At 35.9% G+C, this 18,465-nt stretch carries 16 protein-coding genes and 2 riboswitches; of the genes, 14 read left to right on the top strand and 2 right to left on the bottom strand.

Annotated features, from left to right (window positions below; translation table 11 throughout):
- Positions 1-211: 211 nt before the first annotated feature.
- The 5 genes from V7147_RS16655 to V7147_RS16675 all read left to right on the top strand — a co-directional run bounded on the left by V7147_RS16655 (position 212) and on the right by V7147_RS16675 (position 8,789).
- Positions 212-1,564 carry a glycosyltransferase family 2 protein gene (locus V7147_RS16655; protein WP_335368970.1) on the top strand — a complete coding sequence of 451 codons (1,353 nt, stop codon included), beginning with the start codon at positions 212-214 and terminating at the stop codon, positions 1,562-1,564.
- Positions 1,557-4,817 (top strand): hypothetical protein, encoded by a 3,261-nt coding sequence (locus V7147_RS16660; RefSeq protein WP_335368955.1) that lies wholly within the window; start codon positions 1,557-1,559, stop codon positions 4,815-4,817. The genes V7147_RS16655 and V7147_RS16660 overlap by 8 nt, the downstream gene beginning before the upstream one ends.
- Before the next feature lie 48 nt (positions 4,818-4,865).
- Positions 4,866-5,231 (top strand): response regulator transcription factor, encoded by a 366-nt coding sequence (locus V7147_RS16665; protein WP_335368956.1) that lies wholly within the window; start codon positions 4,866-4,868, stop codon positions 5,229-5,231.
- Entirely contained in the window at positions 5,218-8,100 is a 2,883-nt protein-coding gene (locus tag V7147_RS16670; protein ID WP_335368957.1) for an ATP-binding protein, read from the top strand. Before V7147_RS16665 ends, V7147_RS16670 begins: the two co-directional genes overlap by 14 nt.
- Before the next feature lie 230 nt (positions 8,101-8,330).
- On the top strand, positions 8,331-8,789 hold the full coding sequence (locus V7147_RS16675) for a hypothetical protein (RefSeq protein ID WP_335368958.1): 459 nt from the start codon (positions 8,331-8,333) through the stop codon (positions 8,787-8,789).
- A gap of 40 nt (positions 8,790-8,829) precedes the next feature.
- Here the strand turns inward: V7147_RS16675 and V7147_RS16680 are convergent, their stop codons facing one another.
- Together V7147_RS16680 and V7147_RS16685 are read right to left on the bottom strand one after the other, a co-directional pair.
- A complete protein-coding gene (locus tag V7147_RS16680; protein WP_335368959.1) occupies positions 8,830-9,138 on the bottom strand; it encodes a DUF3784 domain-containing protein in 309 nt (102 codons plus the stop codon).
- A 77-nt stretch (positions 9,139-9,215) separates the two neighbouring features.
- Positions 9,216-9,575, bottom strand: a complete 360-nt coding sequence (locus tag V7147_RS16685; protein WP_335368960.1) for a cupin domain-containing protein — start codon at positions 9,573-9,575, stop codon at positions 9,216-9,218.
- A gap of 476 nt (positions 9,576-10,051) precedes the next feature.
- Positions 10,052-10,152: riboswitch (TPP riboswitch) on the top strand.
- Positions 10,153-10,248: 96 nt separating this feature from the next.
- On the opposite strand from V7147_RS16685, the gene tenA reads away from it, so the two are divergent.
- From tenA to V7147_RS16730, 9 genes are all read left to right on the top strand, one after another.
- On the top strand, positions 10,249-10,935 hold the full coding sequence (tenA, locus tag V7147_RS16690) for a thiaminase II (protein ID WP_335368961.1): 687 nt from the start codon (positions 10,249-10,251) through the stop codon (positions 10,933-10,935).
- Positions 10,936-11,057: 122 nt separating this feature from the next.
- Positions 11,058-11,166: riboswitch (SAM riboswitch) on the top strand.
- Positions 11,167-11,276: 110 nt separating this feature from the next.
- The gene (locus V7147_RS16695) at positions 11,277-11,930 is read left to right on the top strand and encodes a carboxymuconolactone decarboxylase family protein (RefSeq protein WP_335368962.1); all 654 of its coding nucleotides are present in this window, start codon (positions 11,277-11,279) and stop codon (positions 11,928-11,930) included.
- A 176-nt stretch (positions 11,931-12,106) separates the two neighbouring features.
- Positions 12,107-12,430: a PadR family transcriptional regulator gene (locus V7147_RS16700; RefSeq protein ID WP_335368963.1), complete on the top strand. Its 324-nt coding sequence runs from the start codon at positions 12,107-12,109 to the stop codon at positions 12,428-12,430.
- 4 nt (positions 12,431-12,434) lie between these two features.
- Entirely contained in the window at positions 12,435-13,190 is a 756-nt protein-coding gene (locus V7147_RS16705) for an HAAS domain-containing protein (RefSeq protein WP_335368964.1), read from the top strand.
- Between the two features lie 215 nt (positions 13,191-13,405).
- Positions 13,406-14,107: a helix-turn-helix transcriptional regulator gene (locus V7147_RS16710; RefSeq protein ID WP_335368965.1), complete on the top strand. Its 702-nt coding sequence runs from the start codon at positions 13,406-13,408 to the stop codon at positions 14,105-14,107.
- Positions 14,108-14,544: 437 nt separating this feature from the next.
- Positions 14,545-15,735 (top strand): MalY/PatB family protein, encoded by a 1,191-nt coding sequence (locus tag V7147_RS16715; protein ID WP_335368966.1) that lies wholly within the window; start codon positions 14,545-14,547, stop codon positions 15,733-15,735.
- A 29-nt stretch (positions 15,736-15,764) separates the two neighbouring features.
- Positions 15,765-16,424, top strand: a complete 660-nt coding sequence (locus V7147_RS16720) for a carboxymuconolactone decarboxylase family protein (protein ID WP_335368967.1) — start codon at positions 15,765-15,767, stop codon at positions 16,422-16,424.
- Between the two features lie 27 nt (positions 16,425-16,451).
- On the top strand, positions 16,452-16,835 hold the full coding sequence (locus tag V7147_RS16725; protein ID WP_335368968.1) for a RidA family protein: 384 nt from the start codon (positions 16,452-16,454) through the stop codon (positions 16,833-16,835).
- Positions 16,836-16,868: 33 nt separating this feature from the next.
- Entirely contained in the window at positions 16,869-18,140 is a 1,272-nt protein-coding gene (locus V7147_RS16730) for an MFS transporter (RefSeq protein WP_335368969.1), read from the top strand.
- Positions 18,141-18,465: the final 325 nt, after the last annotated feature.

Consider the following 18,465-nt stretch of genomic DNA (forward strand, 5'->3'; position numbering starts at 1 on the left):
TCCGACCCTGAATATATTGTTCGGGCTGAAGCGGCTAAAGCCATTTTGAGATTTAAGGATGGAGTAAACATTTTAATGAATGTTAAGGAACATTCAAATGATTTGTACGCTAAGGATATGGCGGTTGAGTGGCTGGAGAAGGAGGGAGGTAGCTATTCCTATTAATTGGTCAGATTTATTACTTGTAGGCAGCTGGTTTATTTTACTTTATATGATTGTCATTATTATTGTTTACGGTGGTATGCTACTCCTTTCTTTTTTTCAAATTCGCAAAAGCTATCAGCTTGATGATTTTGAACCCTATGCAGATCTATTATTGTCTGAGAATACGAAGCCGGTTTCGATCCTAGTTCCTGCTTATAATGAATCCGCTGGAATTTATGGCAGTATACGTTCTCTTTTAAGTATTGAATATCCGGAGTATGAAATTATCATTATTAATGACGGTTCAAGTGATGATACCCTTGAAAAATTAATCTCGAGGTTTAAATTAGTTAAAGTGAATCGTGTGATCCGAAAGCAGCTTCATACAAAAGAAGTGAAAGGCGTATATCAATCTTTACTTTACTCTAACCTACTTGTTTTAGATAAAGAAAACGGTGGTAAAGCAGATGCTTTGAATGCAGGGATTAATTTTTCAAGATATCCTTATTTCTGTTCTTTAGATGGTGATTCAATTATTGAACGAAACGCATTCTTAAAAGTATTAAAACCAATCATTGAGTCGGATGATGAAGTCATCGCTTCAGGGGGAAGTGTAAGGATTGCGAACGGGTGTGTCATCCAAAACGGAGAACTTATTAGTACAGGGTTATCTCATAAACCGATTGTTGTGATGCAGGTGATTGAATATTTGCGCGCATTTTTAACGGGGCGTGTGGGATTAAGTCAGAATAACCTTCTTCTCATCGTATCCGGTGCATTTGGTGTTTTTTCAAAAAAATGGGTTATTGAAGCGGGGGGCTATGCCCACACAGTTGGTGAGGACATGGAGCTTGTCGTTCGTCTACACAAACTGATTAAGGAAAAGAAAGCAAACAAAAAGATCATTTATGTTCCGGATCCAGTTTGCTGGACAGAAGCACCAGAATCCATAAAATATCTACGCCGTCAAAGAAAGAGATGGCATCGAGGTTTGTTTGAGAGTTTATGGATCCATAGAAAATTAATGCTAAACCCGAAATATGGTTCAATTGGCATGATTGCGATGCCTTATTTCTTTTTTATTGAATTTTTGGGTCCACTCATTGAATTAATAGGGTATATTCTGCTGATCGTTTCCATTTTTACAAAGAGCATTTATATAGATTATGCCATTCTATTTTTTCTTCTTTCCTTAATTTATGGCTCTATCTATTCGACGGCGGCTGTGTTATTTGAGGAATGGAGTATGGAAAGGTATTCAAAGGTTAAACATTTTGTGATTTTATTTTTAATTTCCCTTACTGAAACAATTTGGTACCGACCCTTAACAGTCCTTTGGCGTGTAGAAGGAATGATTGAAATGGTAATCGGTAAAAAAGGCTGGGGGGAAATGGTTAGAAAAGGTGTAGCAAATGAGTAAAAGAAATGGTTTCATTACGATTGGTTTCTTCCTGTTAATCATTTTATTTACGACACCGCTATGGTTGTGGCAAATAAAGGATTCAAAAGAATTAAATGTGTTAATAATCGACAAAACTGTGCCAGATCAATCTTATCGTGAACATAAGGGGTTAGTTTGGGTACTCAATCATTTTAAATTAAAAAAGGGCGAAAATGAAGTATATAATCCGGAAAAGGACTATGTTGGTTTTGTCCCGACAGATCAGCCACCCGATTTTAAAATAAGAAAGCTTCCAGAAGACTTATCACCTTACGAAGTCCTGTATTTAGCAGATGGATATGGTGTATATAAAGATGAATATCTAGGCCCTAATCAAGAGGGTAACCGTTCTGAACTCTTGTATGGAGGAATGACATCTGAGGAGGTTCATTCCATACGTACATCTTTGATGGAAAATAAGCAAACATTCATAGCCGAATTTAATACATTCGGTTCCCCAACTGAAAAACACGTAAGAGAGGAATTTTATGATTTACTACATGTAAAATGGACAGGTTGGATCGGACGTTATTTTAATGATTTAAGTAATGATGAGGTACCAGTGTGGCTTAAACAAAACTATGAAAGGCAATATGGTCAGGCCTATACTTTTAAAGGAAATGGATTAGTGCTTGTTAATGAAACTAATCATGTGATTGTTTTAACAGAGAAGGATTTGAAAAGCAACCATGTCATGTTTACTTTAACAAAAAGTGGGTTAGATGAATATGACATCAAACAAAGCGTTCAATACAATTATTGGTTTGATATAGTTGAAGCATTTGACAAAAAGGAAGTTCAAGCAACATTTGAGTTGTCTTTATCAGAAGATGGAGAAAATAAATTAAAAGAATACAACATTCCATTAACGTTCCCAGCAGTCGTGCATCATAGTGATGAATCCTATGATACCTACTATTTCGCAGGGGACTTTGCAGACCAGGAAAAAGTCCCTGGTATTTATCAATTAAGTGGAATAACTTGGTGGCAAAAGATATTTTCCTTTGAGCAAAAAGGGAGAACCGATACATTTTATTGGAAAGCTTTTGTCCCAATGATGGCTGAAATCTTAACAACAAAAAAAGATGAATCTAAACATGAAAAAATAGTCGAACCAGATATTAAAGAAGAAGCGGGCATGAAGGTTATCGGAAAAACGAGTAATGATTATCTCCAAGTATATCGAAATGGTGCTTGGGAGGATCTTCTCATTAAAGGGGTGAATATGGGGATTGCAAAACCCGGCTCATTCCCAGGGGAAACAAAGATTACGAAACAAGAGTATGCCTGGTGGTTTGATCAAATAAGTGAAATGAATGCGAATGCACTGCGCGTATATACAATACATCCTCCTGCATTCTACGAGGCACTTTACGAGCATAATCGTAATCGGAAAGATCCAATCTACCTCTTTCATGGAGTTTGGGTAAATGAAGAGACATTTTTAGAAAAGAAAAATGCCTATGACCCAGCTGTAATGAATGATTTTAAGGAAGAAATTAAACGGATTGTGGATCTGATTCACGGTAATGCGAAGATTGAGGAAAGACCAGGACATGCAAGTGGTCAATATGTTCGTGATCTCTCCCCTTATCTATTAGGCTGGATTATTGGTGTGGAATGGGACCCTGATGGTGTCGTGGGTACAAATGAAAAGAATCCTACCAAAACGAATTATGATGGAACCTATATCATGACGAAGAATTCAACACCATTTGAAACCTGGCTGGCTGAAATGATGGATTTCACAGCAATGTATGAGGCTGAACACTATGAGTGGCAGCATCCGATGAGTTTTACAAATTGGGTAACGACTGACTTACTGGAACATCCTTCTGAACCGAGTGAAAAAGAAGATCTTGTATCAGTGAATCCAAATCATATTAAAGCAAAAGAAACGTTTTTTCCAGGTCTATTTGCGTCCTATCATATCTACCCTTACTATCCAGATTTTTTAAACTTTGAAGAAAAATATGTGAGTTATGTGGATCATCGGGGAGAAAAAAATAACTATGCAGGTTATTTACATGATATGAAAGCAAATCATAGCATTCCCGTGCTAGTTGCGGAATTTGGAATTCCTGCATCCCGGGGGTTGACCCATGAGAATATATACGGATTTGATCAAGGTAACCATTCAGAACAAGAACAGGGTCAATATGTGAAAAGATTATATGAGGACATTGTGGAAGAAAAAATGGCAGGGGGACTTGTCTTCTCTTGGCAAGATGAGTGGTTTAAACGAACCTGGAACACGATGGATTACGATAATCCTGACAGAAGACCATTTTGGGATAATATCCAAACAAATGAGCAGCATTTTGGTTTACTAAGCTTTGATCCAGATACGCAAGAAACACAGCTAACGGTTGATGGCAGTCCGTCTGATTGGAAGGAAAGAAATGAAAAACCAATCCAATCAAAACTAAATAATGGACCAATTATAGACGTGTATATGTCAAGCGATGCTCGAGCGCTTTATATTCGAATCGACTATGATCAGGAAAAATGGAATGAACACGAGTATCAAACGTCTATTTTATTAGACACCATTGAGAAACAAGGTCAATCCTCCATTCCTGATATCCCAGAGGCAAACGAAGAAGGAATCGATTTTCTAGTGCAATTGCAGGGGAAGGATAGCTCAAGGGTTTTGATTGATAGCTATTATGATACATTCTATTATCACTATGGCCATGTACTAAAAATGATCCAGACTCATTCTTATGCCAATATAAAAAATAACGGGACGTACCATTCGATACGCTTAACACTAAATAAAGAATTGACGATAAATAAACGAGAGGGTTCAATTTCAGTGCCATTTTCGGCCTATGAAACGGGTAGGTTGCAATATGGGATTGGAAACCCTGCATCAAAAGAGTTTAATTCACTTGCCGATTTTTATACCAAAGATGGAATGATGGAAATCCGTATACCATGGCTTATGCTAAATGTAAAAGACCCGAGCCAAAAGGAAATCATGGGTGATATTTGGTCAAAAGATGGTATAAATAGCTCTCAATCCATTGAATCGATATCAGCAGCGATTATTGTTACGAATAACAACAGAGAAATGGAACAGCGTGTACCAGCAGTTGAAGGGGAATGGATGAAATATGCTTGGGATAATTGGGAGGAACCCATCTATCACGAGCGTTTGAAATCCTCTTATTACATTTTAAAAGATGCTTATAAAGACGCGAAGTTGGATAACGAGAAGACTGATTGATCCTTTATCAATCAGTCTATATTACATAGGAGAAAGTGGGGTTGAAATATGGCAAAAATATTACTTGCTGAAGACGAAGAAGTCCTTCGAATGCTAGTCGTCGATACACTTGAAGATGAGGGATATTCAATTGATGAAGCCTGTGACGGTGAAGAAGCATATAACCTAATTAAGAAAAATTCATATGATCTTATTATACTAGACTATATGATGCCCGTGTACTCTGGATTAGAATTAATCGAAATGATTCGAAAAGATAATAATCAGACCAAGATCATGATGTTAAGTGCGAAAAGTCAATCAACAGACCAGCAAAAAGTGTTAGATGCCGGTGCTGATTATTTTATGAGCAAACCGTTTAGTCCTTTACAGCTTGTTGATAGAATTGAGGAGATCCTGGGTGAAGCTAAATAAATACTTAAAGACAAGCTTAGTGAAACAATTTATTATATTAACCATCACGATCATTATTGCTTTTAGTATGTTGCTTGCGGTTTTCATGATTTATCAAAACCGGGTAACTACTCATTATGACGGGTTAAATGAAAGGCTAGAAAAAAAGGAAAAGCTTGCAACTGACTTGCGATATTCGCTTAATTTGGCGATTTCCGAAATGAGGGCTTATTTGGCATACAATGGGGAACCATCCTATTTTGAAAATGTCCTGAAACAAAAGAGTGTAGTAGAGGATAAAATGGATTCCCTAAAAGATGTTGCCGACAATGAAGAGGATATCCTCTTGCTAGAAGAAACCCGTGATTTCTATAGCTATTATTTTAATGATATCGTACCTAAATCAAAAGACTACTATGATCATAAGCAATTTGATGAGGTTACAGAAATTGCTACTCAAAATGCTACCCAAATGATTCGTTCCTATCAAAGTAGTTTTAAGGAATATACAGATGTGCTCCATGAACAGCTTTCTAGCATACATGGTGAACTTACTAGGAAAATTTTCTATAGTCAGCTAATTTTGGTAATTGCATTATGTATCTTAATTTCTGGAATGGTCATTTATGTTCTTGCCATGGTCGGCAGAATACGTAGACCGTTGAATAAACTAACTGTATCTGCAGGGGAAATAGCTGACGGGCATACCACAATATTTACAGATACAACTAATCGGGATGATGAGATCGGTTTACTATCAAAAGCCTTCGAAAAAATGAACAAAAGTATCCAAGATAAAGAACAGGATTTAAGTGCACAAAATGAAGAGCTTTTAGCACAACAGGATGAGCTTCAAGCTCAACAAATCGAGCTCGAGGTAATGTTAGAAGCGATGGAAAGTCGTGAATTAGAGCTTCAGAAAAGAAATGATTTAATTAAGGGAATAGCAAATTCCCTTGATAAAAATGTAGTAATAACAAGTATCGTAAGAACAATGTGTAATATAATCGGTGCTGATAAAGGAATCATCGTTTTACTTGATCGAGATTATAAGCATGCCAGTTTTGGAGTATCTGAACAGGGTGTTGAGCAATTTATTAATCACTTAAATTCTGGATTCATCGTAAGGCTTAAGGAGACAAAAAAACCATACACGATTAAACGTGAAAGTACGTTAGCGGAAAAGGCTTATCATACTTCCATTTCTTATTCATATGATCTCTACCTGCCAGTATCTTCAGCATCAGGAAATGTGGAAGCTGTTATGATGTTTTCACGTCATGATAAATCCTTTGATGACAGTGAAATGAATGAATATGATAGCTTGAGTAAACAAATCGCTATTTCCTTAGATAAAATTAAGATGTTTGAACAATCTGAAGAAGAGCGCCTATTAACACAGGATATTTTAGATACGATTAAGGAAGGAATTCAACTTGTCGACGTTTCAGGGGAGGTTATTCAGGTTAACCAAAAACTGTGCGATATGGTTGATTGTGATTCTTCAACATTCATTCATAAGACATATGAAAATTGGATTAGCGATTTATTAAATTCAGTTGAAAATGGATTGGAACTTAAAAAGTTTTTTAACTCTATTCTATTTGAAAATAAAACAGATCAACCATCATTCATTTATCATCAACATAGTCCAACTCATCGAGTGGTTCAAGTATATTGTGAGCCGCTTACAAAAAGTGGAGCGAAACTTGGAACGGTCATTGTCCACCGTGATATTACAAAGGAATATGAAGTGGATGTAATGAAATCTGAATTTGTAAGCACAGTAAGTCATGAATTACGAACACCTCTAGCAAGTGTGCTAGGTTTTACAGAGCTTATGCTTAATAAAGAGTTAAAGCCAGAGCGGCAAAAGAAATATTTAACAACCATTTATCGAGAAGCAAAGAGATTAACATCACTGATTAATGATTTTTTAGATGTTCAACGTTTGGAATCTGGAAAACAAACATATGAGAAAAAGTATGATGACATCATTCCACTTCTAAGTAGCATCATCGAGACACATGATCTTAATAATCCAAATCATGTTTTCCATTTTGAAGTGAAGACGGATTATACAATGGTGCTCGGAGACAAGGATAAGATTTCCCAAGTCTTTAATAATTTGATTAGCAATGCAATCAAATATTCCCCTGATGGTGGAAATATTTTTGTGACTGTGTATGAAGAAGAAACTTACTTAAAAGTCGAAATAAAAGATGAGGGGCTTGGAATACCAGAGGATGCCCTAGATCAATTATTTACGAAATTCTTCCGAGTCGACAATACCGATCGCCGTAAAATTGGCGGAACTGGACTAGGCCTTGCGATTGTAAAAGAAATTGTAAAAGGACATAATGGTGAAGTCTCCGTCCAATCTGTTTATAAAGAAGGTAGTGCATTTACAGTAAGCTTTCCTCTCGTTCTTGGAAAATCTGAGCATTCTCCATCAAAAGAAACGGTCCAAAATCAACAAGGGAAAGTAAACGTTATTATTGTTGAGGATGATGGTAGTCTTGCACACCTTTTACAAACGGAGTTAGAAGAAAGTAATTTTCATGTAAAAGTATTTAATGATGGAGAATCTGCATTAAAGGATATTAAGACGGAGCGACCTGACGCAGTCGTACTTGATATCATGCTTGAAGAAGGAGGAATGAACGGCTGGGATGTCATCAAACAAATGAAAGAAATCGATGAATTAAAAGATATCCCAATCTTTATCTCTTCGGCGCTAGACGAAAAGGAAAAAGGGTTAGAACTTGGGGCGAATGAGTATTTAATCAAGCCATATCAACCAACACTCTTATCCAAGCTGATTCTTCAAACATTGTTGAAAAAAGATTGGAGCGGGCAGATCCTGATTCCAAGTAATAATAAGGAGTAATTTTTAGAAAGGGGCAAATGGACTTTGCCCCTCTTTCCCATGATCACATATGGTTGACGTTATTTGATTGAATATTGCCCATTCTTTTTGCGGATTTTAGAAAAAATGAAACTAAATCATGTTTGATTCGTAAATTAAATATAAGAGAAATGTAATGCTGATAATGTATATCATAACTGTGTTCACCCATTTTTTTTATTATCTTATTTCTGGTAAGGAGGTGCTGGAGGTTGGAAAAGCATGTAGATGCTATAAAAGCGATTATAAGTAAACTGAGAAGTACCATCAGTAAAGAAAGTTCAAAAAAGCTGGATTTGAATAAATGTGAACGAGTAGTTAATAAGTTGGATTCTTTTTCGGTAACCTGTGAAGAATGTCAGCAGCATTTGCTTAAATTAAAAAATCATTTCGTTCAACTAGAATCTAACGCAAAAGAGATTGATATGGATATTAAACAACATAAAAAAGTGATCCATGACATTGTCTCTCATCTTGAAAAGAAGCATAAATTGGTGCAAGAAGGAATGTACCTATCATTATTCTTGTCGATAGGAATTAGTATGGGCGTTGTGTTTGGATTAACCATATTTGATAATATTGGCTTAGGACTACCAATTGGAATGAGTATGGGCATTGCAATTGGTGTAGGTTTAGATGCAGATGCGAAGAAAAAAGGGAAAACAATATAGTTTTTTGGACACAGCAATCGCTGTCCCTATTCCATCCGCTCTAAAATCGGAGTCGCCAATAATTAGCAACAATGAGCATTTTTACGATATAAACTCCAATAATAACTTTATATATTTGTATAACACTTTCGCCAAAAACCGATACTACAAGAGGCATTAAAAGGACAATAACTCTCAAGATTATTGCAGTCACTCCAGTTCTTTTTGCATATTTATCTTTTTCACCATAAAAGGTAGTTTCACTAAAACCGATAATTAAGGATAACTTCTTTTTTACACGGATTAGATAACCTAAATAAATGATAAATACTCCTGCAACTATAATAGCTATCGAGCTAAAAGTACCCAAAAAAGCACCTCCATTTCATATTTAAAATACGATTTAAGAAGGTAATAGTTTCAAACTAATAAATTGCAATAAACTTATCATGAATACTTCAATGGAATAAAAAGGGAAGGGGACAAATCCTCACTTTCAATGACAATCGCTGTTAATCCAGTATCCGTTTTCGTTTCATGCCATTCATCTTTTTCCCAAAAAACGGCATCCCCAGGCTCTACCTTACAGTATTCATCATTTTCGCCGCGGACAAACCCTTCACCTTTTACAATTAATAAAAATTGCGGGACCACAGCTTGATGAAAACCCACGATCCCATTCTTATCTAAATGCATACACCCGATCTGAGTTGTCATATTTGTACGTATAATACGGTTCATAATAAAGTCCGAATTAAATTGTGAAATTCGTTTACCTCGATCTTTGTTAAATGTATAAATCTCCATGCTATACCTCCTAAGTTTGGGATATTTTTATTACTTCTCCATTACCTCGTAAAACACCTGCTATTTGAGTTCAAAAATGGGGGTGTCTGAACTTTTTGTGATTTAGAATGTGGATTATAATTGAGTAATCAATGATATTTTTAAGCGGAGATTTTCCGATTAAGTAAAGAAAAATTGCCGATTTACACGTTTTTTGAATCAATAGTCGGAATCTTTCCGGCTGTTTAATCTATTTTCAGTTCTATTTGATACATAAGAGAAATTTCTGCTCCTATATTATCTAACTCGCTTTAATATCCAATCAATCTGTAAAACTTACAGGTGGTTTCTTGAAAAAATTTAAAAATGTGAACCCAATAATTGGGGGATACTCAATATTTATCCATTGAACTAGTTCGCTCAGGTTTGGTCTACTGTCCCTCTTGTTTTATTTCCATTGCTATGTTTAACTAGTATCTAGTAACTTAATAATCTAACAATTCGACTAGGGGAGCATGCAAATGCTGAGAGATAGAAATATCGACCCTTTGAACCTGATCTAGGTAACACTAGCGTAGGGAAGTGGGGTTGGTATTTTTCGTGTAAACGATTAAATTTGCCGAACCCATTTCTAGACACTAGTGATGGGTTTTTATTTTGTATCCTCCCTGAAGTCAACTAGTTGAAAGGGGAAATGAAAGTGAGCAGTTTATTTACAGATCGAATATGGAATCGAGTAGAGCCGATTTGGAATTCGTATTTGGAGCATCCTTTTGTGAAAGGGATTGGCGAAGGTTGGTTAGATAAGGATAAATTCAAGCATTATATGAAGCAGGATTATGTGTACCTAATTGAGTACTCCCGTCTATTTGCGTTAGGGAGTGCAAAAGCACCTGACTTAAAAACGATGTCCATTTTTGCAAACCTTTTGCATGGCACATTGGAAGTGGAAATGGATCTTCACCGCCAATATGCTGCAAAATTTGGTATAACTCCTGAGGAGCTTGAGGCAACCGAGCCCGCTTCAACTACGACTTCATACACAAGTTACATGCTGAACGTAGCTCAACTTGGTGGTGTTGAAAATATTGTTGCAGCTGTCCTTGCCTGTGCATGGAGCTATAATTTCATTGGGAAAGAGCTAGTCAAATGGCCAGGAGCAATAGATCATGAATTTTATGGCGAGTGGGTAAAAATGTATGCATCTGATGAATTTACTGAGTTAGCAGATGATTGTAAGAATCTCATCAATGAAATGGCAAGTGAAAAACCAGAACGTGATCTAGCAGTACTTGAAGAAATCGTTGTTAAAACTAGCATGTACGAATACATGTTTTGGGATATGGCGGAAAACAAAGAGGAATGGCCTATTAATCTTTGAATAAGTGGGTCAAGGGGGACAGGTACATTGTCCCGTTTTCAAAATAATCCAACACTTATGTTGACAAACTATTGCCAATTCATGTAAGGTATTAATAAATATACCAAATTTAATACGATTTTCTCTTATCAAGAGTCGGGGAAGGAACCTGGTCCGTTGATCCCGCAGCAACCGTTACTATGAATGTAACAAGGTGCTAATTCCAGCAAGCGTATGCTTGAAAGATGAGTGTGGACGTACATAGTGCCTCTTCCTCATTGGAAGGGGCTTTTTAAATTCTTATTTGAATTTGGAAATTCGTCTATTATTTGGTGAAAAAATAGGAAATGGGGAGATTTAATATGACTAGTTTGTACAAAAAAGAATACTTTGGTAGACTGCCTGAATTGAATAAGTATGCGTCGGAGGCATTTCAATCTTTCATCAAGTTTGATAGCCAAGCATTAGCTGCAGGTAGACTTTCCGTGAAACAGAAGGAACTGATTGCCGTAGCAGTAGCTCATATCACGGGTTGTCCATATTGCATTGATTTACATGTAGGAAATGCAAAAAAGAATGACTCTACGAAAGAAGAAGTCACTGAGGCTATTTTTGTAGCGACAGCATTGAAAGCAGGTTCCTCTTTAGCTCATGGAGTGAATGCACTTAATGCTTATGATGGAAAAGGTGATAATGAGCTATATAAAGCAGCTTATTTTGCAAGACTGAAAGAATTTGCTGAATTAAATGGAGAGGCATTTAAAGCATTTATTGATTTTGACACGAAGTCTCTCAAAGCGCAAAACATAACAGAAAAAGATAAAGAGTTGATTGCGGTTGCTTGTGCACACACAACAGGTTGCCCGTACTGCATTGACCTTCATACGAAAAATGCGAAAAAAGCAGGTGCTGATTTAGAAGAAATCTCAGAAGCTATTTTCGTTGCAGTTGCCTTAAAAGCAGGATCTGCGTTGGCTCACAGCGTGAATGCGCTTAATGCTTATGATGAGAAGTAATTAAAATAAAACCTATTGACAAAAAAACGAAATAACTTTATACTAAAAACAACTATTTTGTATTACAAGGTAGTTGTTTTTTTATCCGCTATCTTGTTTAACCAACTACCTGTGGATAATCTTATTTTTTTAGTTCACTATCTTGTATAACATACTAGAGGAGGCAGTATGATGAAATGTCGATAAGAAGCCAATTGTTAAAAGGAATTTTAGACGGATGTGTTTTGGCTGTCATTGAAAAGGAACCTGTCTATGGCTATGAGCTTTCACAAAAACTGCTGAATATTGGTTTGGCTGATGTGAGCGAAGGAACCATTTACCCCATATTATTACGTCTCCAAAAGAATGGACTCATTCGGGGAGAAATGAGACCCTCTGAATCAGGACCAAATCGGAAATATTATTTTTTGACAGACACGGGGCAGGAGGCATTAGAGAGTATTACCGAGGAATGGGAACAAATTTCAAAACCAGTGAACGAATTATTGAAAGGAAGGTAAAGATATGCTATCAGCAAAAAGTGAGGCATTTATAGACAATCTCAAAATTTACTTAATGATGTCAGGAAAAAAAGATCAAGATGTAAAGGAGTTAATAGAAGAGTTAAAAGATCATCTCATCGAAGTCGAGAAAAGCGGGCGCAGCATAAATGATATTATTGATCAAACACCAGAACAATATATGGCTTCATTAAAACAGGAAATGAAGACAGATTATAAACAACTTGTAAAATTTCTACCATTCTATATTCTTGGGGTCATTGCCTATTTCCTTATAGGACCCGCAATAAGAGGAGAGTTCGAACTAAACATTATCCAAGTCATAGGGATGCCCATTTTAGCTGTAATGGGGCTTGGGATTTACGTTTACTTTTTACAGAATGCTGGTAGGAAGCAATATTCAAAGAAGAAGTTTTTTTTAGGGGCGATGATTGCAAGTGCAATTGTAACAACTTTAGCGATTCTCATATTGGTTGCAAGTACAATAATAATTAATCCGTTTTTTACAGGGGGTAAGACAACAGATGTAATTGTAATTGTGATATGTAGCGGTATTTTTATTACAACAGCGATTTGGAGTAAAACATGGTTTTCCATTGTGATACCAGCATTCCTTATTATACCTGACGTATTTACAAGATTGACGAACTTGAGTATTGAAACAATCATTATCATTAGTTTGGTCTCTTTTGTTCTACTGTTTGTGGTCCTCATTCTAAATATCTTGATAACAGAAAAAAGGAAAAAGAGGTTGGTGTGATAGATTCTTTCTCAAGATGTTCCCCGAAGACTTTTTAAATAAGTCGTTGGGGAACTTTTTTTATGGATAAAAAGTTGTTAGATTTTACAAAAAATATAGAATATAGTGTTTGCTGTCTGTATATCATGTATTAATAATTAATTATCAAAGCAATAATCCATTATTGTGATAAATATTTATTTACATTAAAAGTCTTTTGTAAAGGAGTTGATTAAATGGTGGTGAAAAAAAGCGCCTCGGAACTTCTTCAGAATTATATCCCACTTGTCGAATTTTTAGGTAGTGTAATGGGTCAACATTGCGAGGTCGTTTTGCATGATATTCGAAATCTGGAAAGTTCCATCATTGCCATCAAAAATAACCATATTAGCAACCGGAATGTCGGAGGTTCCATTACAGATCTAGCATTAAAAATCTTGAAGGAAAAATCGTATGCGAACAAAGATTTCCTAATCAATTATGCTGGCAAAACGCAAGAAGGAAAAATTGTAAAATCTTCTACATTTTTTATCAAAGATCTAAATGAAGAAGTGATTGGATTACTTTGTTTTAATATGGACGTTGGATGCATGATTGAAACGAAGAATCTTCTCGATAATTTAATTAATGGCTCATCTCAAGTTGGTGCAAATGGCCTTCAATTGAATGGTAGGGAGCTTGGGGAACCTTGTGATACATTTGAAGATTTACATACTTCCATTGAAGATCTTACAACATCGATTATTTTGAAAACCCTTTCAGAGGTTGAAGTCCCTCCTGAACGGATGTCGCCCGATGAAAAAATGGAGATTGTAAGCAAGCTAAATGAAAGGGGCGTCTTCTTAATAAAGGGGGCTGTTTCTGAAGTAGCTGCAAATTTAAAGAGCTCAGATGCAACAATTTATCGGTATCTACAAAAAATTGACATTAAATATTAGTTGAAAATGATTACATGTTGCCAGTTAGTACCTTTTATAAGTACATAAAAAAGGTGTTGTGAATTTCTCCGTAAGATAAAGATTCAGGTCAAACATAATAAAATCAAGTAATAATAATAAATTATCATTATAAAAAATACTCAACGTAACCTGTCAGATTGATTTTTAAATGAAGGGAGGTGTTTCCAAATTAGTCCAAGTCAAATGATGTTTTCTGCCCCACCTTTAGTAAGGAACACATACTTCATGACAAAGGTATATAACTACAATCTTATATGAAACGATTCATAAGAATCTAAGAGAATTGATTGATTTATTATTCAAATAAAATTGTAAGCGATTTCAAACCATTTATAACCCTCTGCCTATCATTATGATTTATCCAATAAATATTAATCATCAAATTCATACTTAATAACTTTTTAGGAGGAAGACAAATGAAATACAATTTTAATGAAATAGTAAACCGACGAAATACATTCTCAGTGAAATGGGATGGTGGAAAGTTCTTAAAAGAAAGTGGTTTTACTGATAGATACGATGAGGAAACAATCCCATTATTTACAGCTGATATGGATCTACCTGTGCCTCAACCTTTGATCGAAGCGCTACATAAAATAGTAGACAATCAAATTTATGGGTATTCCATTTTTTCAGATGAATACTATGAAGCCATTCAGAATTGGTTTAAGAGAAGACACGATTGGGAGATTAAAAGGGAAGAGATCATCTATAGTCCGGGAACAGTACATGCGTTAAATATTGCAGTTAGGGCCTTCACTGAACCTGGGGATGGAGTTATCATCCAACGACCCGTTTACCCACCATTCACTTCTGCTGTAGAAGGAAACAACAGGAAGGTTGTAAATAATGCATTAATCTGTGATGAGGATGGGTATTATACGATCGATTTTGAAGACTTCGAGGCAAAGGCAAAAATGGAATCAACAAAGATGTTTATCTTATGTAATCCACATAACCCGACTGGAAGAATATTTAATCAGGATGAGTTGAAGAAATTATCAGAAATCTGTGCGGTACATAATGTCCTCATCATTGCAGATGAAATTCATGGAGACCTGATAAGACGTGATCAAACATTTATCCCAATCGCCAAGGCATCAACTAGTGATGATCATATTATTACATGTACAGCTATTAATAAAACTTTTAATGTTGCTGGGCTTCATTGTACAAATATTATCATCCCAAATCCTGATCATCGAAAAACATTTAACGACACATTAGGTTTTCAGTTAGCTTCTCCATTCACGATGGCTGCGTTAATTTCTGTCTACAATGAAGGGGAGGAGTGGTTAGAACAACTGAAAGAATATATTGACGAAACATTAGAATATTCAAAACAGTTTCTAGCTGAAAGAATGCCAAAGGTTAAAGTGAGAATTCCAGAAGGAACGTATGTTATGTGGATGGATTTCAGTGGATATGGCATTTCCCCGGATGAGGTACACGATCGTATTTATAATCGTGCGAACGTCATATTAGAAGATGGAAAAATGTTTGGTGAAGAGGGCTTGCAATACCAACGTATATGTATCCCATCTCCTCGTCCAATGATTAAGGAAGCACTAGAAAGAATTGCGAGAGAATTTGAAGACTTACTTTAAAAAAGTGATTACATCAAGGAGGAATTTAAATGGAAGAAAAAGGGTTATATCAAAGATCAAATATTCGTAGATTAGCAGAATTAGGCAAACTCACACCCGAAACATTCAGAGCTTTTTTAAACTTTGACCGGATGGCACTTGGGGAGGGGCTTCTATCAAGAAGAACGAAAGAATTAATAGCGATTGCTGTTGCCCATGTAACAGGTTGTCCTTACTGTATTGATGGGCATGTAGCAGCTGCAAAGAAGCTAGAGGTTTCGAAAGATGAAATTGTCGAAGCTGTAATGGTAGCTACTGCTTTAAAGGCAGGTTCAGCATTTGCTCACGGATTCATTGCCCTAAGTTCTTATGATCAATCCACTGAAGGGGACTTATACGCACGATCAAATACGAATAAGCGAAATGAATTAAAAGAATTGCATCCGGATGCTGTTGAAGCTTTTGCTAAATTTGATATACAAGCAAGTAAGGCTGGCCATTTATCTCGTAAAGAAAAGGAACTCATTTCAATCGCTGTTGCTCACGTAACAGGATGTGCCTATTGCATTGATGCCCATTCGAAAAAGGGGAAACAATTAGGAATTTCACGTGAAGAGATGGCAGAATCCATTTTTGTTGCAACAGCATTAAAAGCAGGTTCTGCACTCGCACATAGTGTAAATGCATTAAACGCATATGACGAAATTTGAAAAGTCAGATAGGAAGGGTTGTTACTATTGCTAAGGACGATATATACAGATAATGCTCCTAAAGCCATTGGGCCATATTCACAAGGAATTCAATTTAACGATATGATTTTTTTATCTGGCCAAATACCAGTAGACCCATCTACAAATGAAGTTGTTAAAGATGATATTGTTGTACAGACACAACAAGTCATGAATAATATTAAATCCATTCTTGAAAAAGAAAATATAACAATGGAGAATATCGTAAAAACTACAATCTTTGTAAAAAACATCGAACAATTCTCTATTATAAATGAAGTCTATGGAAGTTATTTTGAAAAGCATCGCCCGGCAAGGTCTACTGTGGAAGTCAGTCGCCTACCAAAAGATGTGCTTATTGAAATAGAGGTGATCGTTGCAATAAGTAAATAATTTCATAGATTCCCAAGTATGGAGGACAAACGAGTGAAAATTCCGAAAACATTAGCTTCGCTTGGATACCGTGATTACCGATTACTATGGTTTAGTTCTGCTTTAGCTAATTCAGGACAGTTTGCCTTCACTATTGCTGCAAGTTGGCTTATTTTCTCGATTTCCGAATCAACAGCATTAGTAGGAATGGTAATGTTTGCTTCGATGATTCCCGGTGTATTATTCGGACCGATTATTGGTGTATTGGTCGATCGAATACATCGTAGAAAATTATTAACGTTTGCCATATTTGTGAATGCAACCAATCTCGGGACCTTGACCATTTTATGTATAGTTGGCTTAGTTACTCCTTGGGGGATTATCGCTTGTGCATTTTTATTAGGTATTTGTTTCAATATCCAAATGACGTGTACAAATGCGATGATGCCAAATTTAATTCCGAAAGAAATCTTATTTAATGGTACTGCATTACAAGGTACAATCTCACATGGGGCCGGTTTTTTAGGTTCAGCGATTGCAAGCCCGATTCTTGTATTATTTGGTCCATATGCAGTATTTGGATTATGCTTTTTTCTTTATTTAGCAGCTGGAATTCAGTCATTATGGGTTCGCTTCTCACAAGCTATTCATATTACTAAACGGTTGAATATCAAAAATGTCTTTACACCTGTAATAGATGGATTTGTTTATATTAAGAGAACTCCATTACTAAAATTAATGATTATTATGGTGTTTTTTCATTGTTTCTTAACGATGGCATATACCTCTCTATTACCTGAATTTATTTCTACAGAAATAGGTGGAAATAGTGGAGTCTATGGAACATTAACGATGTTCATCGGTTTAGGTGCAATCATTGGAAACTTAAGTACAGCATCTATTTCGACGATGCGTGGTCAAGGGATTCTTTATATCGTAATGGCAATCGCTAGTGGACTCACTTTGTTCTTCCTAGGTTTAACCCAATCAGTATATATGGCATTCTTCATAGGAATTACAGTTGGGGGCACACAAGCAATTTTTATGGCAATTAATCTAGCATTTGTATTACGATTTGCCAATGATGAATTTCGCGGCAGGGTTGCAAGCGTCAACTTTATATTTGCATCAGGTGCCATGGCTTTAGGAAATTTCTTATATGGAGCAATCAGTGAATTTATACCACCTAAGCTAAATATGCTCACAACTGGAAGCATATTTGCCATCATAGTTGTCATCATGCTGGGGTTCTCATCTGGTTTACGGTCTCTCTATCAAAAACAAGAAAACATTACGACGGAACAACAAATATCAGCAAATATTTAGTAGGCAATACATGTTTCTAAATAACTTCTCCAACCCACCCATAAAAGAAAACCTTTATAGTGTTTCCAATTTCAATCGTTGCAATGGACATCCTTCTCACTTATATCACAATATAACAAACTATTAACCAATCAATATTTTTGACATGATTATAGTCCATCGGGTGCGATACATATTTTAAAGAAGGAGGTGATTATCAAGGAATTTTCACCGCGTCACCAAACCCTCTCGTCAAAGTAGCTCTTGTAAGAAAAGCTAAAGAATTTCGGAAATTCGATTCAAAAATTCATTTAAAAGCTAAAAGAGTTTGTATGATCAATTAATT

Source organism: Bacillus sp. JJ1521 (genome assembly GCF_036965165.1).
In the GTDB taxonomy this organism is placed as follows: Bacteria; Bacillota; Bacilli; order Bacillales; family Bacillaceae_L; genus Ferdinandcohnia.